Source organism: Lelliottia sp. WB101 (genome assembly GCF_003051885.1).
Classification (GTDB): Bacteria; Pseudomonadota; Gammaproteobacteria; order Enterobacterales; family Enterobacteriaceae; genus Enterobacter; species Enterobacter nimipressuralis.
Map to the genome: position 1 here is coordinate 3,564,744 of NZ_CP028520.1, position 21,808 is coordinate 3,586,551.

Annotated in this window: 22 protein-coding genes and 1 pseudogene; 7 read left to right on the forward strand and 16 right to left on the reverse strand. The window is 52.0% G+C overall.

What is annotated here, in order from left to right; translation table 11 throughout:
• Positions 1–27: 27 nt before the first annotated feature.
• The 6 genes from hemP (at position 28) to DAI21_RS17210 (ending at position 5,939) form a co-directional block, all read left to right on the forward strand.
• Complete coding sequence (hemP, locus tag DAI21_RS17185) at positions 28–216, forward strand: hemin uptake protein HemP (RefSeq protein WP_100780463.1); 189 nt, start codon at positions 28–30, stop codon at positions 214–216.
• 79 nt (positions 217–295) lie between these two features.
• Positions 296–2,281: a TonB-dependent hemoglobin/transferrin/lactoferrin family receptor gene (locus DAI21_RS17190; RefSeq protein ID WP_107703729.1), complete on the forward strand. Its 1,986-nt coding sequence runs from the start codon at positions 296–298 to the stop codon at positions 2,279–2,281.
• A gap of 47 nt (positions 2,282–2,328) precedes the next feature.
• Positions 2,329–3,357 (forward strand): hemin-degrading factor, encoded by a 1,029-nt coding sequence (locus tag DAI21_RS17195; RefSeq protein WP_107703730.1) that lies wholly within the window; start codon positions 2,329–2,331, stop codon positions 3,355–3,357.
• A complete protein-coding gene (locus tag DAI21_RS17200; protein ID WP_107703731.1) occupies positions 3,354–4,175 on the forward strand; it encodes a hemin ABC transporter substrate-binding protein in 822 nt (273 codons plus the stop codon). Before DAI21_RS17195 ends, DAI21_RS17200 begins: the two co-directional genes overlap by 4 nt.
• Positions 4,175–5,167 (forward strand): iron ABC transporter permease, encoded by a 993-nt coding sequence (locus tag DAI21_RS17205; protein WP_107703732.1) that lies wholly within the window; start codon positions 4,175–4,177, stop codon positions 5,165–5,167. The genes DAI21_RS17200 and DAI21_RS17205 overlap by 1 nt, the downstream gene beginning before the upstream one ends.
• A complete protein-coding gene (locus DAI21_RS17210; RefSeq protein ID WP_107703733.1) occupies positions 5,160–5,939 on the forward strand; it encodes a heme ABC transporter ATP-binding protein in 780 nt (259 codons plus the stop codon). Before DAI21_RS17205 ends, DAI21_RS17210 begins: the two co-directional genes overlap by 8 nt.
• On the opposite strand, the gene selO is transcribed toward DAI21_RS17210, so the two are convergent.
• The 5 genes from selO to DAI21_RS17235 all read right to left on the reverse strand — a co-directional run bounded on the left by selO (position 5,936) and on the right by DAI21_RS17235 (position 10,284).
• Positions 5,936–7,378 (reverse strand): protein adenylyltransferase SelO, encoded by a 1,443-nt coding sequence (gene selO / locus DAI21_RS17215; protein WP_107703734.1) that lies wholly within the window; start codon positions 7,376–7,378, stop codon positions 5,936–5,938. The genes DAI21_RS17210 and selO overlap by 4 nt on opposite strands.
• Positions 7,379–7,439: 61 nt before the next feature.
• Positions 7,440–8,153, reverse strand: coding sequence for an EAL domain-containing protein (locus DAI21_RS17220; protein WP_107703735.1), 714 nt, complete (start codon positions 8,151–8,153; stop codon positions 7,440–7,442).
• A 285-nt stretch (positions 8,154–8,438) separates the two neighbouring features.
• Positions 8,439–8,903: a C40 family peptidase gene (locus DAI21_RS17225; RefSeq protein WP_100780471.1), complete on the reverse strand. Its 465-nt coding sequence runs from the start codon at positions 8,901–8,903 to the stop codon at positions 8,439–8,441.
• Between the two features lie 74 nt (positions 8,904–8,977).
• The gene (gene btuD / locus DAI21_RS17230) at positions 8,978–9,733 is read right to left on the reverse strand and encodes a vitamin B12 ABC transporter ATP-binding protein BtuD (protein WP_107703736.1); all 756 of its coding nucleotides are present in this window, start codon (positions 9,731–9,733) and stop codon (positions 8,978–8,980) included.
• The gene (locus DAI21_RS17235; RefSeq protein WP_107703737.1) at positions 9,733–10,284 is read right to left on the reverse strand and encodes a glutathione peroxidase; all 552 of its coding nucleotides are present in this window, start codon (positions 10,282–10,284) and stop codon (positions 9,733–9,735) included. The genes btuD and DAI21_RS17235 overlap by 1 nt, the downstream gene beginning before the upstream one ends.
• Positions 10,285–10,578: 294 nt before the next feature.
• Between DAI21_RS17235 and DAI21_RS17240 the strand changes: the two genes are divergently transcribed.
• Positions 10,579–11,250: an SOS response-associated peptidase gene (locus tag DAI21_RS17240; protein ID WP_107703738.1), complete on the forward strand. Its 672-nt coding sequence runs from the start codon at positions 10,579–10,581 to the stop codon at positions 11,248–11,250.
• Between the two features lie 146 nt (positions 11,251–11,396).
• Here DAI21_RS17240 and DAI21_RS17245 read toward each other — a convergent pair whose 3' ends face one another.
• The 11 genes and pseudogenes from DAI21_RS17245 to DAI21_RS23305 form a co-directional block, all read right to left on the reverse strand.
• Positions 11,397–11,909, reverse strand: coding sequence for a GrpB family protein (locus tag DAI21_RS17245; RefSeq protein WP_107703739.1), 513 nt, complete (start codon positions 11,907–11,909; stop codon positions 11,397–11,399).
• 289 nt (positions 11,910–12,198) lie between these two features.
• Positions 12,199–13,317, reverse strand: coding sequence for an NADH-dependent flavin oxidoreductase (locus DAI21_RS17250; protein WP_063863504.1), 1,119 nt, complete (start codon positions 13,315–13,317; stop codon positions 12,199–12,201).
• Between the two features lie 12 nt (positions 13,318–13,329).
• On the reverse strand, positions 13,330–14,388 hold the full coding sequence (locus tag DAI21_RS17255) for an alpha/beta hydrolase (RefSeq protein ID WP_234419493.1): 1,059 nt from the start codon (positions 14,386–14,388) through the stop codon (positions 13,330–13,332).
• A gap of 192 nt (positions 14,389–14,580) precedes the next feature.
• Positions 14,581–15,471 carry a LysR family transcriptional regulator gene (locus DAI21_RS17260; RefSeq protein ID WP_044375043.1) on the reverse strand — a complete coding sequence of 297 codons (891 nt, stop codon included), beginning with the start codon at positions 15,469–15,471 and terminating at the stop codon, positions 14,581–14,583.
• A 175-nt stretch (positions 15,472–15,646) separates the two neighbouring features.
• Positions 15,647–16,915, reverse strand: a complete 1,269-nt coding sequence (locus DAI21_RS17265) for a Y-family DNA polymerase (RefSeq protein ID WP_107703740.1) — start codon at positions 16,913–16,915, stop codon at positions 15,647–15,649.
• Positions 16,916–16,918: 3 nt separating this feature from the next.
• Positions 16,919–17,338: a translesion error-prone DNA polymerase V autoproteolytic subunit gene (locus DAI21_RS17270; RefSeq protein ID WP_107703741.1), complete on the reverse strand. Its 420-nt coding sequence runs from the start codon at positions 17,336–17,338 to the stop codon at positions 16,919–16,921.
• Positions 17,339–17,490: 152 nt separating this feature from the next.
• A pseudogene (locus tag DAI21_RS17275) lies at positions 17,491–17,784 on the reverse strand (helix-turn-helix domain-containing protein); the annotation flags it as partial.
• Positions 17,785–18,047: 263 nt separating this feature from the next.
• Entirely contained in the window at positions 18,048–18,863 is an 816-nt protein-coding gene (locus tag DAI21_RS17280; RefSeq protein ID WP_159075424.1) for an SGNH hydrolase domain-containing protein, read from the reverse strand.
• On the reverse strand, positions 18,842–20,032 hold the full coding sequence (locus DAI21_RS17285) for an acyltransferase (RefSeq protein WP_107703743.1): 1,191 nt from the start codon (positions 20,030–20,032) through the stop codon (positions 18,842–18,844). Before DAI21_RS17285 ends, DAI21_RS17280 begins: the two co-directional genes overlap by 22 nt.
• Before the next feature lie 152 nt (positions 20,033–20,184).
• Positions 20,185–21,453 carry a phage tail protein gene (locus DAI21_RS17290; protein WP_107703744.1) on the reverse strand — a complete coding sequence of 423 codons (1,269 nt, stop codon included), beginning with the start codon at positions 21,451–21,453 and terminating at the stop codon, positions 20,185–20,187.
• 58 nt (positions 21,454–21,511) lie between these two features.
• Positions 21,512–21,745: a cor protein gene (locus tag DAI21_RS23305; RefSeq protein WP_107703745.1), complete on the reverse strand. Its 234-nt coding sequence runs from the start codon at positions 21,743–21,745 to the stop codon at positions 21,512–21,514.
• Between the last annotated feature and the right edge of the window lie 63 nt (positions 21,746–21,808).

The following is a 21,808-nucleotide window of genomic DNA, read 5'->3' on the forward strand; positions in this document are numbered from 1 at the left end:
TTACATTGATTGTTATTTATAAACACTATGTCACGCATTACTAACAGCACGGCAACGCGCGTACAAGAAGACACACAGCCAAAACCTGCTCCCCTGGAACGTCGTATCGACAGCAAGACTCTGCTGGGCGACGAGGGACGGGTCATTATTGAGCATGACGGCCAGCACTACCTGCTGCGCCAGACACATGCCGGAAAACTGATTCTCACTAAATAAACAATACCCAAACTATTCGCCAGCCACCCAGGTGATCCCCAGGCAGCCAGCGCTTTCGATTTCCAAATGGAGAGTTGCTATGCCATACCTGCATTCCGCGTCTTTGCGCCCCTCGCTGCTGGCGCTGGCCGTTGTCAGTACCCTGCCGGGCGCTGCGTTTGCCGCCTCAGAAGAGATGACCGTCACCGCCACGGGTAACGCCCGTAGCACCTTTGAAGCGCCAATGATGGTCAGCGTGATCGACGCGACCACCCCTGATAAACAGACTGCCAGCTCCGCCGCCGACCTGCTGCGCAATGTACCAGGCATTACGCTCGACGGCACAGGGCGCACCAACGGTCAGGACGTGAACCTGCGCGGGTACGATCGCCGTGGCGTACTGGTGCTGGTCGATGGCGTGCGTCAGGGGACTGACACCGGCCACCTGAACAGCACCTTCCTCGATCCTGCGCTGATCAAACGTATTGAAGTGGTACGCGGCCCGTCTGCCCTGCTCTACGGCAGCGGCGCGATGGGCGGCGTGATCTCCTATGACACCGTTGATGCCAAAGATCTGCTCGAAAACGGTAAAAACAGCGGTTTCCGCGTCTTCGGCACTGGTGCCACGGGCGATCACAGCATTGGCATGGGTGCCAGCGCGTTTGGTCGTACCGATACGCTGGATGGCCTGGTGGCCTGGTCCAGCCGAGATCGCGGGGATTTACGTCAGAGCGACGGGTCCACCGCGCCTAACGACGAATCTATCAATAACATGCTGGCGAAAGGCAGCTGGAAAATCGACAGCGCCCAGACCCTGGGCGGTGCCCTGCGCTACTACAATAACGCCGCGCAGGAACCTAAAAACCCGCAGACCCTCGATGCGGATGACAGCAGCAACCCGATGACCGACCGTTCCACCATCCAGCGCGACGCTCAGCTCTCTTACGCTCTCGCGCCGGAGGGGAACGACTGGCTGAATGCCAACGCAAAAGTGTACTGGTCCGAGGCACGCATTAACGCTCAGAACGTCGACCGCACCGCTGAATTCCGCAAGCAGACGACCAAAGGCGGGAAAGTCGAGAACCGCACGCGCCTGTTCACCGACTCCTTCGCCTCGCATCTGCTGACCTATGGCGGGGAGTATTACCGTCAGGAGCAAAATCCAGGCGGATCTACCACCGGCTTCCCGGACGCGAAAATCGACTTCAGCTCCGGCTGGCTGCAGGACGAAATCACCCTGCGCGACCTGCCGGTGACCCTCCTCGGCGGTACGCGCTATGACAACTACCGTGGCAGCAGCGACGGTTACGAAGATGTGGATGCCGATAAATGGTCATCTCGCGCGGGCTTAACCGTGACGCCAGCCGACTGGCTGATGCTGTTCGGCTCCTACGCGCAGGCGTTCCGCGCACCGACGATGGGCGAGATGTATAACGATTCCAAACACTTCTCCATCGGCAGCTTCTACACCAACTACTGGGTGCCGAACCCGAATCTGCGCCCGGAAACCAACGAAACGCAGGAGTACGGTTTTGGCCTGCGCTTTGACGACCTGATGCTTGCCAACGATGAACTGGAGTTCAAAGCCAGCTACTTCGACACCAAGGCAAAAGATTACATCTCCACCACCGTCGACTTTGCGGCCGCCACCACCATGTCCTATAACGTACCCAACGCCAAAATCTGGGGCTGGGACGTGATGGCGAAATACTCGGCTGATCTGTTCAGCCTGGACATGGCCTACAACCGCACGCGCGGGAAAGACACCGATACGGGCGAATACATCTCCAGCATTAACCCGGATACCGTCACCAGCAAACTGAACGTACCGGTGGCGCAAAGCGGCTTCTCCGTGGGCTGGATCGGCACCTTCGTCGATCGCTCCACGCACATCAGCAGCTCATACAGCAAGCAGCCAGGCTACGCGGTGAATGACTTCTACGTCAGCTATCAGGGTCAGGAGCAGTTGAAAGGCGTCACCACCACGCTGGTGCTCGGCAACGCCTTTGACAAAGAGTACTGGTCCCCGCAGGGCATCCCGCAGGATGGACGCAACGGCAAGATTTTCGTCAGTTATCAGTGGTAATCACCTTGCCCCGGCTCGCCGGGGCGCTTATCTGGAAGGAAGAGACAATGAATCACTACATACGCTGGATTGAGCTAAAAGAACAAAACCCTGGCAAATACGCACGCGACATCGCCGCCATGATGGGCATCAGCGAAGCCGAACTGACTTCCGCGCGCGTGGGCCACGACGCCTGGCGCCTGCATGGTGAAGTGCGTGAGATCCTCAGCGCGCTCGAAGCGGTAGGCGAAACCAAGTGCATTTGCCGCAACGAATACGCGGTACATGAGCAGGTCGGAAGCTTTACCAATCAGCATCTCAGCGGCCACGCCGGGCTGGTGCTGAACCCGGGTGCGCTCGATCTGCGCCTGTTCCTGAATCAGTGGGCCTACGTGTTCCACATCAGCGAAGCCACCGCGCGCGGCGAGCGCCAGAGCATTCAGTTCTTTGACCATCAGGGCGATGCGCTGCTGAAGGTCTACACCACCGACAACACCGATGTCTCTGCGTGGGGTGATGTTTTGACCCGTTTTATCTTTGCCGATAACCCGCCGCTGGCGCTGAAAGCCGCCGATGCAGTGGCTCACGCCGCTGAAGTGGACGGAAATACGGTGGACAGCGAATGGCGGGCGATGACCGACGTACATCAGTTCTTCAGCCTGCTGAAGCGCCATAACCTGAGCCGTCAGCAGGCGTTCCGCCTGGTCGGTGACGATCTGGCCTGCAAAGTGGACAACAGCGCGCTGGGGCAACTGCTGGAAACTGCGCGTCAGGATGGCAACGAGATCATGATTTTTGTCGGTAACCGTGGCTGCGTGCAGATCTTCACCGGCGTCGTGCAAAAACTGGTCCCGATGAAAGGCTGGCTGAACATCTTTAACCCGACCTTCACCCTGCATCTGCTGGAGGAGACCATCGCCGAGACCTGGGTCACGCGTAAACCGACCGCCGACGGGCACGTCACCAGTCTGGAGCTGTTTGCCGCAGACGGTACGCAAATCGCCCAGCTTTACGGCCAGCGTACCGAAGGCCAGCCGGAACAAACCCAGTGGCGCGCGCAGATCGACGCGCTGGCGCCAAAAGGGCTGGCCGCATGAGAAAACTGCTTGCCCTGATTGTCGCGCTGCCGCTAACGGCTTTTGCCGCTGCGCAGGAGAAAATTGTCTCGCTGGGCGGTGACGTGACGGAGATTGTCTACGCCCTGGGCGCAGAGTCATCGCTCGTCGCCCGCGACAGCACCAGCCAGTGGCCGCAACCGGCCACTGCGCTGCCGGACGTGGGCTATCTGCGTCAGTTGAACGCCGAAGGGATTCTGGCGATGCGCCCGACGCTGGTGCTGGCAAGTGCGCAGGCTCAGCCGTCGCTGGCGCTCAAACAGGTCGAGCAGAGCAATGTCCGGGTCGTCACCGTGCCGGGCAGTAACGATCTCAGCGTCATCGACGAAAAGGTGCGGGTGATTGCTGAAGCGACCCATCGTGTTGAGCAGGGAGATGCCCTGCGTAAAAACCTGCGTCAGGCACTGGCGGCGCTGCCGTCGTCACCGCTCAATAAACGGGTGCTGTTCATTCTCAACCACGGCGGGATGACCGCCATGGCGGCGGGCCAGCAGACCGGCGCGGATGCGGCGATCCGCGCCGCCGGGTTAAAGAATGCGATGCAGGGTTTTGCGCGCTATCAACCGCTTTCGCAGGAGGGTGTAATTGCCAGCCAGCCGGATCTGGTGGTGATTTCGCAGGACGGCGTGAGCGCGATGGGTGGCGAAGATAATCTGTGGAAGCTGCCAGGTCTGGCACAAACCCCAGCGGGTAAAAATAAGCAGGTGTTGCAGATTGACGATATGGCGCTGCTCGGGTTTAGCGTGCGTACGCCGCAGGCGATTCAGCAGCTGCGCGACAAAGCGGAGCAACTCCCCTGATGCCTCGCCGGATCACCCTCTCCCTGTGGGGGCTGGCATTGACGCTGGCGCTGATGACGCTGCTGGCGACCGGTTTTGGCGCGTTGCGCCTGCCGGTCACCCTGCTGTGGAACGGCTCCGACGACGCGCTGCGCCAGATCTGGTTCACCATTCGCCTCCCCCGCGTGCTGCTGGCGCTGGTGATTGGCGGATCGCTTGCGCTGGCGGGCTGTGTGATGCAGGGGCTGTTTCGTAACCCGCTCGCCGATCCCGGTCTGCTGGGTATCAGCAGCGGTGCGGCCTGCGCCGTGGCGCTGTGGGTGGTATTACCCGTCACGCTGCCAGCGCTGCTGATGCTGTACGCTCCGATGCTGGCGGCGTTTCTTGGCGCGCTGGCGGCGACACTGGTCATTTTTCTGCTCAGCCAGCAGCGTGACAGCTCCCTGTCGCGCCTGCTGCTGGTAGGCATTGCCATCAACGCCCTGTGCGGTGCTGCGGTTGGCGTGTTGTCGTGGGTCAGCAATGATGCGCAGCTCCGCCAGTTGTCCCTGTGGGGGATGGGCAGTCTGGGATCGGCACAGTGGTCGACGCTGCTGGCCGTCACCTCGCTGATGATCCCGACGGTGCTGATTATCTGGCGGTTAGCGGGTGCGCTGAATTTGCTGCAGCTGGGCGACGAAGAGGCGCACTACCTGGGGGTGGACGTACGCGTGGTACAGCGTATTTTGCTGCTGTGTAGCGCGTTGCTGGTCGCCTCTGCGGTCGCCGTCAGCGGCGTAATCGGCTTTATCGGTCTGGTGGTTCCGCATCTGATGCGCATGTGGCTGGGATCGGATCATCGCGCGGTGATCCCCGGTTCGGTGCTGGCGGGCGCATTTTTACTGCTGATCGCCGACACTCTCGCCCGGACGGCCGTCGCCCCTGCGGAGATGCCGGTCGGCCTGCTGACCAGTCTCCTTGGCGCTCCCTGGTTCCTGTGGCTCATTTTCCGTCGCGGAGGACAGCATGGCTGAACAATTTAGCGCGCGGGCACTGACTTACCGCACAGCAGACAAGACTGTGATTCGTGAGGTGTCGCTCTCGCTGGAGCCGGGCGAACTGGTGGCGCTGATCGGCCCTAATGGCGCAGGGAAATCGACACTGCTGCGTCTGCTGACCGGCTTTCTGAAACCCGCGTCGGGAGAGTGCGTGCTGAACGGGAGATCTCTGGAGGCCTGGAGTACGCAGATGCTGTCCCGCCATCGCGCGGTGATGCGCCAGCAGACCCAGCTGGGCTTCGACTGGCCGGTTGAAGCGGTCATCGGCATGGGACGTGCGCCCTGGACGCCGCAGCCGGAAGGCGCAGTGATCCATCAGGTGATGCAGATAACCGGCTGTCTGCCGCTGGCGGGAAGGCGCTACGCCTCCCTGTCGGGCGGTGAGCAGCAGCGGGTGCAACTTGCCCGCGCCCTGGCGCAGTTATGGTGCGACGGCGCGCCGCGCGGCTGGCTGTTTCTCGATGAACCGACTTCGGCGCTGGACCTATATCACCAGCAGCATTTGCTGCGCCTGATGAAATCCTTAACCGCGCAGGGCGATCTGCACGTCTGCGTGGTGCTGCACGATCTCAATCTGGCCGCCCTGTGGGCCGACCGGATTGTGTTATTGCACGAAGGAGAGATTGTGTCGCAGGGGTCGCCGGAAAGCGTGTTGCGCGCCGGGGATCTGGCGCGCTGGTACGGGGCGCAGGTGCACGTGGGCCAGCATCCAGTGAATGCGGCCCCACAGGTGTTTCTCGCGCCTTAGCTTGAACAGCTCACTTCCAGCCGCTTGCCCCAGTCCGGTGGGCGGCTGACATAATCATCGCTGCGATCCGCATACGGCGTGCGTAGGGCGTCGTGCAGACGATGCAGCTCTGCGTAATCCCCCTGCTCTGCCTGCTCAATCGCCCGCTGCGCCAGCCAGTTGCGCAGAACCATCGCCGGATTAATGGCTTTCATCTGCGCCTGACGGGCGTCGTCCTGAATTTCCTCGCGCTGCAAGCGCTCACGGTAGGTGCTAAACCAACCGTCAAAAGCCGCTCTGTCGATAAACTCATCGCGCAGCGGCGAGGCTGCACTCTGCTGTTCCGTCTGGCTCAGCATGCGGAAAGTACGGGTGTAGTCGCTACCCTCTCGGGCCATCAGCGCAAACAGCGCATTCAGAATATCGTTATCGCCCTTCTCCTGCGTCGTCAGCCCCAATTTGCGGCGCATCAGCTTGCCGTATTCCTGCATCAGAACCTCCTGATAGAGATCCAGCGCATCGTTCAGGGCTTCCACATCAATAAACGGCGACAGAGACTGGGCGAGGCGCTGCAAATTCCACAGGCCTACCGCAGGCTGGTTTTCAAAGCTGTAGCGCCCCTGATGGTCCGAGTGATTGCAGATAAAATCTGGCTGATAGTCATCAAGGAAACCGTACGGGCCGTAATCCATGGTCAGGCCCAGGATCGACATGTTATCGGTGTTCATCACGCCGTGGGCAAAGCCGACGGTTTGCCAGCAGGCCATCAGCGACGCGGTGCGCGCCACGACATCACGGAACCAGAGGATGTATTTGTCCGCGTCATCCTGCCAGTGCGGCCAGTGATGACGAATGACAAAATCTGCCATCTGGCGGACTTTTTCCGGCTCGCGGCGATAGTAGAAGTGTTCGAAATGGCCGAAACGGACGTGGCTTTGTGCGATACGCATTAGCATCGCACCCGGCTCGTAGGTTTCGCGGGCAATCTGAGTATCGCTGGTCACGATGGATAAGGCGCGCGTGGTGGGGATACCAAGCGCGTGCATCGCTTCTGAAGCGAGACTTTCGCGGATCGTCGAGCGCAGCACCGCGCGTCCGTCGCCCATGCGGGAATACGGCGTCAGCCCGGCCCCTTTCAGGTGCCAGTCGACGGTCTGGCCGTTCGCAAGCTGCTGTTCACCCAGCAGAATACCGCGACCGTCGCCGAGCTGACCGGCCCAGACGCCAAACTGATGACCGCTGTAGACCTGTGCCAAAGGCTGCATGCCCGGAAGCAGCGCTTCGCCGCCCCAGACGCCAGCGCCGGTCGCGGGCTGGAATAGCGATGGCGGAATGCCTAACTCGCTGGCAAGGCTGTCGTTATGCCAGATGAGCCGGGCGTTGGTCAGCGGCGTTGGATTAAGTGCGGTGTAGAAATCTGGCAGTTCATCGTGCCAGTGAGCAGTAAAAGACAGGGTCATAAGTCCTCCTGCCTCTAGTGTAGAGGGTTTACCCGTGCTTAAACACGGGCGAATGGCAGGGTTATCGTTGAACGAGCGTGGTGACCTGACTCGCGGGGACTGCGGACCACAAATTCCCCTGCATGGCACTAAAACGGAAAGGCATCACCCGTCGCAGAACCTCTTCATCATCCACTCCCGCGATCATCACCGACAGGCAGTATGGCGAGATTTGTGCAAGGATCGCGCGCATAAATGGCTCGAAGGAAAACTCCGCGACACGCTGCTGGATAAACCCTTTATCCAGCGCAACACGGGTAAACAGCCCGTCAAAAATGGCTTTATTCGACGCGGCACCGGCACCGTAGTCGGCCAGCACCATCGGGAAATGGATCGCCATTCTCGCCAGCATGAGATCATCTTTGCCGTTATTTAAACCGGGATAATTCTCATTAACCGTGAACTCAAGAAAAGGATAACGATCTAATATTGCCCCGGCATTTCTGTCTGTTAAAAGATACTCACTAATGACCGGCGTAATATTTATCCATGCAATAAGCTGATGCTGCACAAAAAAAAGTTTGCAGGAATCCAGCAGGTCGAGTTTCTCTTTAAACAGCGTTAACTCGTCTTCTGCAGTGAGATGGGGCTTCACCAGCTCAGTGGGGATGCGGACGTCAGCCCCCACGCTAACAAAGTTAGCCAGGATCTCTAAACCCTGTAGCTCCCCTGCGATATTGCGCGCCGGGAGTAATAACAGTTCAGATTGATAAGGATTATTCAGGGTGACAATCATAGAGCCTGCCCCGCGTTAACGACGATATCTTGCATCCTGGAGCAACGGCTAAAACAATTCAACTTTATTGATTTTAATAGAGTTAATTTCATTCTTTCCTTTTATATTTTAAGATTTTTCCCTCAATCTAAAAATAATCTTATCCTGGATATCAATTAATATCCAGTATTCACGAATTCAGGGACTTACAGAATTAATTAATGTTACGTAATGTATCAAAAGTGCAATGAGTCAGAAAACAGCGCGACTTAACCAAAATCGCGCTTAAGAAAAAAGAGAGTGCGGCTATATACGGCGCGCCTGCCAGAAGTTTTTCCGCCAGTAAACATTATCTAAGGAAGACCTCATCACACCGCGACTGGTCGAGGCATGAATAAACTGGTTGTCGGTATCATAAATGCCAACATGTAAGCCACTTTCTCCCGACCCCGTTTTAAAGAATACCAGGTCACCGGGAAGCAGATCGTCTTTGTCTATTTCAGTGCCAATTTTGGCCTGTGTGCGGGTATCGCGCGGGAGTTGCAGATCGAATTTATCGCGGAATGTCATCAGCACAAAGCCAGAGCAATCCACCCCGCCCCGGCTCATGCCGCCATAGCGGTAGGGTGTCCCGCGCCAGTTTTGCAACTGATCGTTCAGGTTGGCTATCACGGTTATTGAATCCGATAACCGCGGATTAGGGGGTGGCGCACGATGGCTACTGCATCCTGCAAGTAATAACATGCCCACGATCAGAAACCAGAATCGCATTTCCAGACGAATCCTCTGCTTTTTTTTTCCTTTCCGTAATTTAGCCTGTGATTACACAACCTTGCAAGAAACGCTTATTCCTGGACGGTAGAAATCAGCATTCTGTGCCCTTCGATGTCCAGCCGCCGGAAAGGCATCCCGTATGCTGTCGCCAGATTGGGCGGTGTAAGCACGGTGTCACGCGGGCCGCTGGCGAGCAGTTTTCCGCGCGCCAAAAGCCAAACGCGATGGGCGTGACGCAGCGTATGGTTCAGGTCATGGCTGCTCATCACCACGGCAATGCCCTTGCCAGACAGCAGGCTGAGCTGCTTATCCAGCGCCGCCTGCTGGGCGACGTCCAGACTGCTCATCGGCTCATCCAGCAGCAGCAGACTACCGTGCGGGTTTCCCGCCGGATGGATTTGCAGAATCACCGCCGCAAGCCGCACGCGCTGCCACTCCCCGCCGGAAAGCTGGTTGACGTTGCGCGTAAGCTTATCAGTCAGCCCAAGCGCCCCGGTGAGGTCATCCAGAAGTGATGACGAGGATTTATCATGCTGATGCAGCGCCAGATAGTGCCAGACAGGCATGGCGAAAGGCGGCGTCTGCTGTTGCACCAGATAACTGCGCCGGTGCGCCAGCGACACAGGCGACCATTCATGAAGAGAATGCCCGTGTAAAATAATATCGCCCTCGCCTGACGTCAACCCGGCCATCCGCGCGAGCAATGTGCTTTTCCCGGCACCGTTTGGCCCCACGAGGTGCACGATCTCACCCGCACGGATTTCCGCGCTGACCGGTTCCAGCCTTCCCTTCTCCGCGACGCCCGCGAGCTGCATCAGCTGAGTCATTACTTCGCCAGCGCCAGTTTAATGGACTCCATGACGATCGGATCTTCCGGCGTCATATCCGGTGCGAAGCGCTGCACCACCTGACCATCGCGGCCAATCAGGAATTTTTCGAAGTTCCACAAAATATCGTCTGGATAGAGCGGAGCGCGCCCTTTGCTCGCCATCCGCTCGTAGAAACCGCTGCCTTCCGGCGCGACGGCAGCAGGCGCTGCGGCGATCAGTTTTTCATACAGCGGATGGCGGTTTTCGCCGTTGACGTCGATTTTGCTGAACATTGGGAATGTCACGCCATAAGTGGTGCTGCAAAAGGTTTTGATCTCGTCTTCGCTGCCCGGCTCCTGGCCCAGGAACTGGTTGCAGGGGAATCCGAGGACCACAAATCCGTCTTTTTCCCAGGCTTTCTGGATGTTCTCCAGCTGTTCGTACTGCGGCGTCAGACCACATTTCGAGGCGACGTTGACCACCAGCAGAACCTTACCTTTGTAACTTTCAAGCGTGGTGTTCTCGCCATCAATGGTTGTGACTTCGGTATTCAAAATATCGTACTGCATAGCGTCCCCTTAGATTGTCTTACGGTTGGGCGGATCTAACGTCCGGCCTTTAATAGTAGCCAGATAAGAGCCCAGCTCAACTAATCTTTTGTGAATCATAATTTTACATACAATCCAATAGATTAGCTTCTTCTGCAACGGACAATATCAGAGAATAACGGAAAGCATCTTGCCCCTTTTCATGCCCCCGCATCACATTTTGCCCCCAAATTTGCCCCCGAAATTCTCTGCATTAGCTTAGCAGTCTTTGTCCCTGCCCTATACTTTCAGTCTGACATCTGGCTGGAGGTTTCTATGTGTGGGCGCTTTGCACAAGCTCAAACTCGCGAAGAATATCTAGCGTACCTGGCAGACGAAGCCGAACGCGATATCGCTTACGACCCAGAACCGATTGGGAGGTATAACGTGGCGCCAGGCACAAAAGTTTTGCTGCTGAGCGAACGTGACGAGCTGCTGCATCTCGATCCAGTGTTCTGGGGTTACGCGCCCGGGTGGTGGGACAAACCGCCACTGATAAACGCGCGCGTAGAGACGGCAGCCACCAGCAGAATGTTCAAACCTCTTTGGCAGCATGGCCGGGCGATTTGTTTCGCAGACGGTTGGTTTGAGTGGAAAAAAGAAGGTGACAAAAAACAACCCTACTTCATTCATCGGGCCGACGGTAAACCGATTTTTATGGCAGTGATCGGCAGCCCCCCATTCGAACGCGGAGACGATACAGAAGGTTTCCTGATTGTGACTTCGGCAGCCGATAAGGGGCTGGTCGATATTCACGACCGGCGGCCACTGGTGCTGTCACCGGAAGCCGCCAGGGAATGGATGAGGCAAGATGTGGGCGGGAAAGAAGCGGAAGATTTAGCTGCCGACGGTGCGGTGGCGGCTGAGAAATTTATCTGGCATGCGGTCACTCGAGCCGTAGGAAATCCGAGAAATCAGGGGCCGGAGTTAATCGAGGCTGAGATCTGATGCACAAAAACTACGCGATCATGTCTGCTTTGAGCGAAAAGCGGACGTTTCATAGCGCATATAGGCAGAGTTGGCGGGCAAGTTACTCCCTAAAATAGGGCAGTTGCATTATGTTAAACAAAACATCACAGTGGCAAACTCAATATCTATCGTTCCAGATCAATCAGAGCACGTTGCAGATGATGCTCTATAAAGTTCGTTTTTAATGCGCTATAACGATGTGCATCATTCTTACATAGCAATGCTGCTGTACGCTTTATCTCAGCGTAGTCACTTGCAATATCACTGTTTTTCCTCAGATAATCGCGGAAAGAAAGATGTTTTTGTATCTGAATGTCCCCTACTGAAAACGCATGCACTTGATGGCTACGCTGATCCCCTCCCTTAATGAAGTACCGGCGTCCTGCAATGCCGTTTTCACCGCGAGAAACATATCCGGCGTCGACCATTGCAGAGTTGCATTTATCCAGTTGGTTGATATCGGCAACTTCCAGAAGTATATCAATCACTGGCTTTGCTGAAAGGCCAGGCACTGACGTACTGCCAATATGATGAATCTTCCTAACCACGTCACCAAGCAATGCTTGTAGCAGAAAATTTTCAGCGTTAAACATAGCAGGCCATTTTTCATCGTATGGCGCCACAACGATTTCCCGCATGAATGCCCCTTCTTTTCCGTCAAATTATTAGCATAAGAGTAGCTAAAGTACATTGAGGCAACAACGTCCGCTCAGGCACGGAGCGGACGTGTCGTTCAGAAGGTCAGCTGTGAGCGAAAAGCGGATGTTATGCCTGAAATAATGTTCCTTTAGTGTGAAGAGGATTTAAAGGAATAAGATAAAATTTACATGGCCGTCACCCAGTTAATCCCGAAATCCGGCCATGTAAGAACTTTCCAGGTTATGAAGGCAAGTTGATTCTAATTGTCATATTACGGCCAGGCCGTATTTAACGGATGTTAAACCAGCCAGTCGTTTCCTCAATTACACGCCAGAGTTTCTGGGGTATAGCAAGTTGCTCTACGTCTGATGCAGCAATACTGAGAGCAATTTTTCCTTCAGCTTTGCCATCAACGAATTTAACCCAGTCTGGGTTCATCACCATACCCTGACCTACTGCCGTCAAAGATACCCCTGCTTTTACAGCATCCTCGGCCTGCTCTGGCGTTCGCAACTGCCCGGCAACAATCAGAGGTATACGTCCAGCAAGGTGATCGCGCACGATTTCGATGACTTTGGAGCCATTCGGTGCATCAACTGGTCTGGCTTCAAGTGCATTACCGAGTGATACATGAAGATAATCAATACCCTCATCGACCAGGCGGTCAACCAGCTGAAGCGACTCATCAATGCGCAACCCATCTTCGTAATGCTCATCCAGTGAAATGCGGTATCCCATCAGGAAGGGATCGGTTGCATGCTCAGCAATCGTTTTACGCACACTCTCAATGACGCTGAGCGGGAAACGCATACGGTTTTTAAGGGAGCCGCCCCATTGATCTTCTCTACGGTTGGAATGAGGTGAGAAAAAGTTCTGAAGTAAAAAACCATGAGCACCATGTAACTCAACACCATCAAATCCTGCTTCTATTGCACGACGAGTTGCTTCCCCGAAATCCTGAATAACAGTTTCGACTTCAGTGCATGTCAGTTCACGAGGGGTAACGGACGGTGCGAAAGGACCGGCGTCACCGGGAATAGCGCTTGCAGCTACAATATCCGAAACCAGTTCAGGGCTGGTTTTCACACCTGCATGGAATATTTGTAAGATTGCCGGTGCTCCACCGCTTTTAGCAGCAATAGCAAGGCGCTTTAAACCGGGAATAAATTTGTCGTCATACGCAGCAAACTCTCCCGTAAACCCAATGCCGTTTTCCTGAACATGTGTACAGCCAGTAATGACCAGCCCGATGTCCTGAACGCGTCGACGATAATATGCTTCTTCCTCATAAGATACCGTGCCGTCATCATTACCCGACCAGGTCGTCATCGGGGCCATCACAATACGGTTGCGCAGCGTCACACCTTTTCCAAGTGGAAATCTTTCAAGTAGTGGAGTTTGTTTCATGGAAAGTCATACCTATGCGAGATTTTTCTTGAAGAAAGGAGCCAGCTTACTCGCTGCAACCGTTGCACCCTGACCATCATAGAGGTCCATATGTGTTGCACCCGGAATGATATGCAGCGTTTTTTGGACAGAGGCCGCAGTGTTGTGTAATTCCTGGCTGTGCCAGAGCGATCCTGCTTTACTACCGGCTACAATCAGTAGTGGTTGTGTTAAATAGACATCAGCCCCTTCAAATCCGGTGAAAGACGCCAGCGTACTGATACTTGTCATCAGCATTTGATTGGTAGAAGTCGGATGTTTTCCGCGTTCGGTCAGATAGTAGTCCGCAGCTTCCTGAAGATCTTTTGGAGCACTGGCATCACCCAATTTAGGCACATAGTTGACATAAACCGGTGCGCCGCCTGCTGCTTCGACTGTGCGCTGTTTTGCAACCGCATCCAGAGTTGGAATGAGTTCAGATTCTGATGTTGTTCCCTCCCAACCCTTACGGGTTGCGGCTCCGACATCCACAGCACTGACTGTTGCCAGCGCTTTGATTCGACGTTCCGTCATCGACGCTTTAACCGTGATACCACTGCCTGCACAAACGCCTAATGCGCCGATACGATTATTATCGACATAAGGAAGAGTGGTCAGGTAATCGACTGCGCTATAGAAATCGACGACTCGCTTCATGGGATCATCAATAAAGCGTGGTAATCCGCCACTTGCCCCCTGATGAGAGGCATCAAACGCCAGGGTGACAAATCCGTCTTTAGCCAGTTTGAGGGCATAAAGTCCCGCAGTCTGTTCCTTAACGCCACCACCAGGGTGGACAACGACAATAGCAGCGTATTGACGGTTTTCGCTGAAGTCCGGGGGTACATATACGTTTCCGGACATCATTATTTCATTGTTCCGGAACAGGACACTGCTGACTGTGACGCCATCTACGTGTGTCGTGGTGCCAGATGTACGAGGTGTTGGTGAGAGCAGGGCTGAAGCATGACCCGCCATCAATAATCCTGCTGAAGCCACTGAACTCGTCAGGATAAAATTTCGGCGGCTTAACCCGCCAGCTTTTTTACTCATTGCAAGACTCCTTCATTTACACGATGACGGCCCTGGCCGCTGAAAGAACACAGATAGTTTCAGCCGTCATCTTAATCTCTTTAGTATTGAGAAATTAGATGCTTAATTTCGCATGGGCTTAGAAGGAGGTTTTATTAATAGGGTTATAAGAAACTGAGTTCCATATGGACCAGGACAAACAGCGCTTAAAGGTTATGGGGCGCGGAGTGCTTCGAGCACAAGTGCAAATGCCGGAGAATGCTGTAGACGGCTGGGGTAGTAAAGATGATAGGGGGGACGCGGTGGGCACCAGTCTGTCAGCACCTGGACTAACATCCCGTTTTCAAGATAATTCTCCACGGTATCCAGCGGCAGATAAGCAAGTCCCAGTCCATCAAGGGCGGCCTGCCTCATCATATTTATTGTGCTGAAAGTCGCTCGTCCATCGATACGGACCTTAATTTCAGTCTCATCCTTGCGAAACTCCCAGGTATAAAATCCGCCATGAGTGGGCAGGCGTAATCTGATACAGTTATGGTCGTTTAAATCACGAGGCGTTCCCGGGTAGGTCTTCCCCATGAAATAAGAGGGCGCTCCGACCACCGCAAAACGGAAGTCCCTGGCAAGGGGCAGGGAAATCATATCCATATCAACCTGTTCGCCCAAACGAACTCCGGCATCAAAACGCTCAGCGACAATATCTTTGAGTCCGTACTCGCTGATAATTTCAATGTTGATATCGGGATACTCAAGCATCACCGGGGCAAGTTTAGGCCAGAGAATTGTATCGGCGGCGTGTTCAACGGCAGTAATGCGCACAGTACCGGCTGGTTTTTCTCGTAGTCCGCTCAGCGCAGCTATCTCACTTTCAATTTCGTCAAAATGGGGTCCTATACGGGAAAGTAGCCGCTCGCCAGCTTCAGTCACAGAAACGCTACGCGTGGTACGGGTAAGAAGACGAAGACCAAGGTCAGCTTCTAGAGTCCTCACCGTGTAGCTCAGCGCCGACTGTGAGACACCTAACTGAGCGGCCGCTTTAGTGAAGCTTTTTTCTCGGGCCACGGCGATAAAAGCTTGATAATCGTTCACATTTTTACGGCGCATTTATTGACCAGGTCCTTTTGGATTAATATTTCTTTCTTATAAAATAATTCCTGGGGTGGAGGTTTGTCTATTGGTAACGATCCGACGTTCCTCATCCATGACAAATATCCATTAGCACTCACTAATGCTCAACTTCCGCTTTTGGCACTAAGCGGACCAATTTATGCTTTGATTCTCATCGAACCCTGAGAAGATCAGCGTATCTCGTCGTATACCTCGGCGAGAGCATTTCACGCTTCATCTGCCACTGCTGCTGTATGCCCTGCCCAGCAAAGTAAAGCGTGCCCTTCCCGCCTTTAGCGTTCAACTGATCCAGCACCTCCATTAACTTGTCGCCACCAGCCCGCGGTGCGTTCTCGTCAAATAAATTGAGCTGGGCCACGCCTTGACTGAAAAAGTCTCCGAGCATGATCCCCGCTTTCTGATATCGGTGGCCATCCTTCCAGATTTTGTCCAGGCACTTTACCGCGGCGTTGATAATATCGCGGGAATCCTGAGTGGGGGTGAGAAGCTTCATGGACGCGCTGTTACCGTAATACGGCTCGTTAAGCGCAAAGGGAGAGGTTTTCACGAACGCAGAGATAAAGCGGCAGTACTGATGTTCACCCCGAAGTTTTTCAGCACCACGGGCGGCATAGCTGCAGATAGCCTGGCGCATCTGCTCATACTCAGTAACGCGTTCACCGAACGACCTACTGCAGACGATTTCCTGCTTCGCAGGTGCAAACTCTTCCAGATCGAGACAGGGTTCGCCGCGCAGTTCCCGAACGGTTCGCTCGAGCACCACGTTAAAGTGTTTCCTGATAATCCACGTACTCTGCTCAGAAAGGTCCAGGGCCGTTTTGATGCCCATGGCGTTCAGCTTCTTACTGATGCGCCTTCCGACGCCCCATATGTCCTCTACCGGCACGATAGCGAGCAATCGGCGCTGGCGATCGATATTAGATAAATCAACCACCCCGCCTGTCTGGCGCTGCCATTTCTTCGCAGCGTGATTTGCCAGCTTAGCGAGGGTTTTCGTCTGCGCGATTCCAACCCCGACAGTCAGGTGCGTACGCTTCAGAACCGTAGTTCGGATCTCTTTGCCGAACTCCGTCAGGTCCCGGCAGTTGCGAACACCAGTCAGGTCGCAAAAAGCTTCGTCGATACTGTAAATTTCGACGCGAGGGCTCATCTCCTCGAGCGTCGTCATTACCCGGTTCGACATATCAGCATACAGCTCATAGTTGCTGCTGAAGCAGACAACGCCAGCGCGCCGGAACAGATCTTTCTGCTTAAAGAACGGCTCACCCATGGTAATTCCAGCCGCCTTGGCCTCTGCTGATCTCGCGATCACACAACCATCGTTATTAGAAAGAACAACTACTGGCCGCCCCCGCAGATCCGGTCTGAAAACCGTCTCGCATGATGCATAGAAGGAATTCACATCACAGAGCGCGAACATACTTCAGCTCGCCGATTTAACGATGAAAGTCACGACGCCAAAAACGTCCAGGGTATCTTCACTGCCCACAATGATCGGGCTGTAAGCGCTGTTCATTGGGTTGAGTTGGACAGTCGGTCGAAGCTGCAGGCGTTTTACAGTGAACTCCCCTTCCACTGCGGCGATCACAATATCTCCATGATCTGCTGTGATGGAGCTGTCCACCACCAGCAGATCACCATCACCAATTCCCGCATCGATCATCGAGTCCCCGGCAGCCTTCAGGAAGTAGGTTGAACTCGGGTGTTGGATCATCAATTCATTGAGATCGATACGTTGCTCGACGTAATCCGCGGCCGGGCTGGGAAATCCACATTGCACTAAGTCGCTGAAAAGCGGGATAGCAATGACTTCACGTAACTCTGCTGGTCTGTACAACTTCATAATGCACGCCTCAACACTGTTTTTATATACAGTAGTTGAATGGAAAATTCTGATCAAGGTGCGCTATGAAGCTGGCTGATTAAGGCTTAAGCGGTTTGCCCGTAACCTTCTCATGCATCGACAAATATATTTTTGTAAATTTTTCCGCCCGCCTACAGTTCGGCGCCATCCGGCTTTCCTGCCGGGAATTTTTTGTACAGTGTGCAGACCGCTACGTCGTAAATTAAAGCGACTTGCTTACGGTCGATGCCGTTCGCAACGAGTCGTCCAGCTTGTGCCCATTGTTCCGCAGTCAATTTTGGGCGACGACCGCCAACCCTTCCCTTTTCTCTCGCAGCGGCAAGGCCAGCGCGCGTTCTCTCGACGATCAGTTCCCTTTCCATCTCGGCAAGAGCGGACATGATATGGAAGATGAATCGCCCCATCGGGCTGGAAGTGTCGGTTGAAACTACTATTAAAAACAGTAATTCAGGCCGAATTTACGATGTATGTACCTGATGAAATAAATATTGAAGGTAATAAAAGAATTCCAACTTGGGCACTGCACTTTTTATCGCCCCCGATAATCAATATAATTCAAAATATTGTGATGCAATATTTAATATTAATTAATTCCCTTAAAAAAACAAAAGAAAATGAAATTATATAATTAATGGGGTCAGCGCATTTTCTTGACTGACCCCCAATAGGTAACTGAAGTCTAAGGACTTTACTTCAGCGTTTTTAAATATTCATTTAATTTATTTCCAACCACTCCTGATGCGTAATCTGATATATGATCCGTAACCCCATACAGGTAATTCCCATCTTTTGTTTGCTTGCATTTTTCTTCATCACATAGAATATTTACCGTATCAAATAAATATATCCTTTCAGGATTGCTCGACTTAATTTCCTCTAATAATTTATTGTATTGCTTTGATAACGCATAATGCTCTGAAAGAGTTATCTCACATCCTTTATTAATGTTAGCCAGTTTACTCCCAATTAATGGGAATTGTACATTTCTCACTAGACAGTCTTCAGGATAAGGCAATGTCGGGTTATCAATTACAAATACTACTTTCTTTCCAGAGTCAATGAATTGCTTCACGCCCGCCATTAAACCATCATAAGCTACTTGATATTTTTTTGAATTAGGAAGATCATGAATATGATAGTCTGTTTTAAGTTGAAATATAGCCCTTGCGGCAATAACGTAAACGACATATTTTATATTCTTATCTTCTGCTAAGACCTCAATAGAGGACTTTGAGGCTTCTTGATATATTAAATAATCATTATCATCTGTTAGCACCGGCATGGTTATATTATTTTTCCCATTAATTTTTGATGTTCCTCCTGCGTATGTCCAATAGGCATCTTTTTTTGCAGTTCTCATCAAACCAGGAAATAAAGCCATCGATTTACTGTCACCTATTAATCCATAGATACTATTCCCGCGTGAATCATGGAAACAGTTGGGAATATATTTTTTTTGATGTTCTGTTGTTGCGCCACAACCTAAGGCAATATTCTTTGGCATCCCCCCCCATATCCAGATTTACGATCTGGACTTAGTTTAACAAAATCTCTGTCAGGAATACCATTTTGGTAAAAGGTCAGTAAACCTACGCACAATAGAAATGACATAGTACCAGTCAAAGCAATTGCTTTAACCCCTCTCTTTTGTTTTAGAATGTTACGCAGGGGCTTTTCGATTAAATAATAAGTTGCCAAAGATAAAACGACGGCTGCAGCAAAAATAATAATAGTGGTGTATGTATCAGGAGTTGAACCATGTATAATTCTAGCAAAGGATATTAAAGGCCAATGCCATAAATAAAGAGGGTAGCTGACTAACCCAATAATTACGATTGGTTTAAATGAAAATAGAGTTCGATTTAGAATCGCGTCAGAACCACTTGCAATAAATAACACTGAACCTATTACCGGCAATGCCGCTATATAGCCTGGGAAAGGAATCCCTTCATTAATTGCAAATATTGAAAGCGTAAGCATCAATATAGACAATATAGATAATGCATTTTTAACTTTAATAGATTTTAACTTGTACCCATCAACTGTTGCGATTGCAATTAAAACACCCGCCATTAATTCCCAAAATCGTGTTATCGGAGAATAATAATTCGCGGTTGGATCAGATGTCATTGTCGCAACACAATATATAAAACTTGCTATTGCAATAATAATAGAAGCTATAAAAACATTTCTAAACACGACATAGGACATTATTAAAAAAACAGGAATTATAATATAAAACTGTTCTTCAACACCTAAGGACCATAGGTGTAACAATGGTTTTAATGATGCGTTTTTATCAAAATATCCAGCTTCAGACCATGATATGATGTTAGATATAAAGCCAGCTCCAGATGCGATGTGTTTTCCTAGCGCTGAAAACTCATCCTCAAATAGAGCATTCCAACCAACATAATAACAAAAGGCTAAAACAACTATTAAGGCCGGAAATATTCTTAGTGCTCGACGGATATAAAACTCTTTGTAGCTAAAACTATTACTTCGTATGTCTTTATAAATTATAGTCCCTATCAGATACCCTGAAATAACAAAAAAAACATCGACACCAACAAAACCGCCGGGAAGGATAGCAGGGAAGTAATGAAATATAACAACTGAGATAACTGCAAAAGCTCTCAGCCCATCTATATCCGCTCTATATTTAATGGTCATAAAGAAATTATAGTGAGTTAAAAACTTCGATTATACATGTAGCTTAGCTTGAAGTCAGCCATTTTTTTAATCATCTGAAACTAGAAAACTCTATTTAACAATGAATTACCTCTGCTAAGGTGTCATTTTGCATTGAAGCTTTATTCATCTTCTTAGATAACTTTGGCCAACGCATTTGCACTCGTTCTTTTGTTGTATAAAGAATCGGCCGGCATTTCGACGCGAACTGACACAAACTGATGAAGCGGGATATCTACCGGATCGCCATCGAACAGGCACTCTAACTCGTTACTGGCAAATTTTGGTGCGTTCGGATGCGTGCGATGATAGGTTTTTACCAACACAGAACCGTTAGCATTTACCTCATAATCTAACCAGATAAGCGGTTGCTTGTTGCGGTCGGTAGGGATATCAAATCCGCCATCAATTCCCCCCCATGTAGCATCTGAGTTAAGCCCTTCGCATCCTTCAACTAAATATTCCCCTATGGTCAGATGGGTTACAGTACATCCCTCTGATTCGTTGTTAGTCTGACATGAGCCATCCGAAAATATCTTGACCACCGGCGATGCGGCTTTAAGCGTTCCATCACTGGCCTGAGTAGTGTTGGCTGTACCGTATAAGGTATTAGAGTAGGTTAGATTATTTCCGAGAGAAGTATCACTTGCGGCTGAAACTACAGGAACTGCATTAGCTGCACTTACAGTAATAATTGTATGTGTGTCGCCGACATACGAATAAAAGCCAGCTCCATAACGTGCAATCACTCCTGCATCATTGTTATTTCGAAAAAATCCACAGCCGAGCGCTTTAAGAGTGTTGAATGTAGCAACATTCCCAGTGGTATAAATAGCTGACCCAGCTCCGCATAATCCATTTGAACCGGACAATAAAACCTGACCGGAGGATGTGCCAATGTCCTTTGTAGCCGCTGTACCCAAACCGAGGTTTGTGCGAGCGTCTTCTTTGGTCGTTGCGCCGGTACCGCCATCTGCGACAGCAAGTGCACCATTGCTTCCTTTCTGCAGTAACTTGCCGATCGCTGGAATGCTTACTGCCTTGCCGTTGATGGTGACAGTGATGCTCTGGTTTGCCGTGGTTGTGGCAAAAGTCTCCCACGCACCGATATTCTCGTCGTAGTCTTTGATGAGCTGAGACATCGCCTGCGCCAGGCCATCGACCGAGATATTGTCTGATATCAGAATGCCGTACTTCTGGCCGCTCAGCGCCGGTGAAGCAGCTGGCGTAACCTTCATTGACGTGGCGCTGTTTACTGCTGAAATCTGGAACATTTGGACCGGGTTAGACATGACGATAATCGTCTGGCCAGCGCGGACCTGGCTGGCGGGAGCCGTCCAGTTCGTGCCTGTGCCGGTGGCGGTATTTCCGTTAATAGCGATGGTGCCAGTGTTATAAAGCATATTTTCTCCAGGCAATAAAAAACCCCGCCAGAGCGAGGTTGTTATTCAAAATGGTTGGTTATTTGCAGGTGGTGTCAGTGAATGTGTTCGCACTTACCCAGCGCCAGTTGAAAGGGTATCCGGCTCGGTACTGTGACTGGTTGTTTTGTTTGCGAACGCCGTAAATTTGAACCGTATTTTCCTGACCGCCAACGATGGCTGTGCCACTGCAAACTGGTTCCTGTTTCTCAAGTACGCCAGCGCAGCCAGACAGCATGACAGCTCCAGCCAGGCAGATGAGTAGCTTATTCATGTAATGGTATCCCAAGGTATTCATGAAGTTAGACAATACCAACATGAAAGAGGTGGGTATAAT

Coding starts and splice junctions, on each gene's coding strand:
- hemP (WP_100780463.1), top strand. CDS start 28: ATGTCACGCATTACTAACAGCACGGCAACGCGCGTACAAGAAGACACA.
- DAI21_RS17190 (WP_107703729.1), top strand. CDS start 296: ATGCCATACCTGCATTCCGCGTCTTTGCGCCCCTCGCTGCTGGCGCTG.
- DAI21_RS17195 (WP_107703730.1), top strand. CDS start 2,329: ATGAATCACTACATACGCTGGATTGAGCTAAAAGAACAAAACCCTGGC.
- DAI21_RS17200 (WP_107703731.1), top strand. CDS start 3,354: ATGAGAAAACTGCTTGCCCTGATTGTCGCGCTGCCGCTAACGGCTTTT.
- DAI21_RS17205 (WP_107703732.1), top strand. CDS start 4,175: ATGCCTCGCCGGATCACCCTCTCCCTGTGGGGGCTGGCATTGACGCTG.
- DAI21_RS17210 (WP_107703733.1), top strand. CDS start 5,160: ATGGCTGAACAATTTAGCGCGCGGGCACTGACTTACCGCACAGCAGAC.
- selO (WP_107703734.1), bottom strand. CDS start 7,378: ATGACCCTGTCTTTTACTGCTCACTGGCACGATGAACTGCCAGATTTC.
- DAI21_RS17220 (WP_107703735.1), bottom strand. CDS start 8,153: ATGATTGTCACCCTGAATAATCCTTATCAATCTGAACTGTTATTACTC.
- DAI21_RS17225 (WP_100780471.1), bottom strand. CDS start 8,903: ATGCGATTCTGGTTTCTGATCGTGGGCATGTTATTACTTGCAGGATGC.
- btuD (WP_107703736.1), bottom strand. CDS start 9,733: ATGACTCAGCTGATGCAGCTCGCGGGCGTCGCGGAGAAGGGAAGGCTG.
- DAI21_RS17235 (WP_107703737.1), bottom strand. CDS start 10,284: ATGCAGTACGATATTTTGAATACCGAAGTCACAACCATTGATGGCGAG.
- DAI21_RS17240 (WP_107703738.1), top strand. CDS start 10,579: ATGTGTGGGCGCTTTGCACAAGCTCAAACTCGCGAAGAATATCTAGCG.
- DAI21_RS17245 (WP_107703739.1), bottom strand. CDS start 11,909: ATGCGGGAAATCGTTGTGGCGCCATACGATGAAAAATGGCCTGCTATG.
- DAI21_RS17250 (WP_063863504.1), bottom strand. CDS start 13,317: ATGAAACAAACTCCACTACTTGAAAGATTTCCACTTGGAAAAGGTGTG.
- DAI21_RS17255 (WP_234419493.1), bottom strand. CDS start 14,388: ATGAGTAAAAAAGCTGGCGGGTTAAGCCGCCGAAATTTTATCCTGACG.
- DAI21_RS17260 (WP_044375043.1), bottom strand. CDS start 15,471: ATGCGCCGTAAAAATGTGAACGATTATCAAGCTTTTATCGCCGTGGCC.
- DAI21_RS17265 (WP_107703740.1), bottom strand. CDS start 16,915: ATGTTCGCGCTCTGTGATGTGAATTCCTTCTATGCATCATGCGAGACG.
- DAI21_RS17270 (WP_107703741.1), bottom strand. CDS start 17,338: ATGAAGTTGTACAGACCAGCAGAGTTACGTGAAGTCATTGCTATCCCG.
- DAI21_RS17280 (WP_159075424.1), bottom strand. CDS start 18,863: ATGCCAAAGAATATTGCCTTAGGTTGTGGCGCAACAACAGAACATCAA.
- DAI21_RS17285 (WP_107703743.1), bottom strand. CDS start 20,032: ATGACCATTAAATATAGAGCGGATATAGATGGGCTGAGAGCTTTTGCA.
- DAI21_RS17290 (WP_107703744.1), bottom strand. CDS start 21,453: ATGCTTTATAACACTGGCACCATCGCTATTAACGGAAATACCGCCACC.
- DAI21_RS23305 (WP_107703745.1), bottom strand. CDS start 21,745: ATGAATAAGCTACTCATCTGCCTGGCTGGAGCTGTCATGCTGTCTGGC.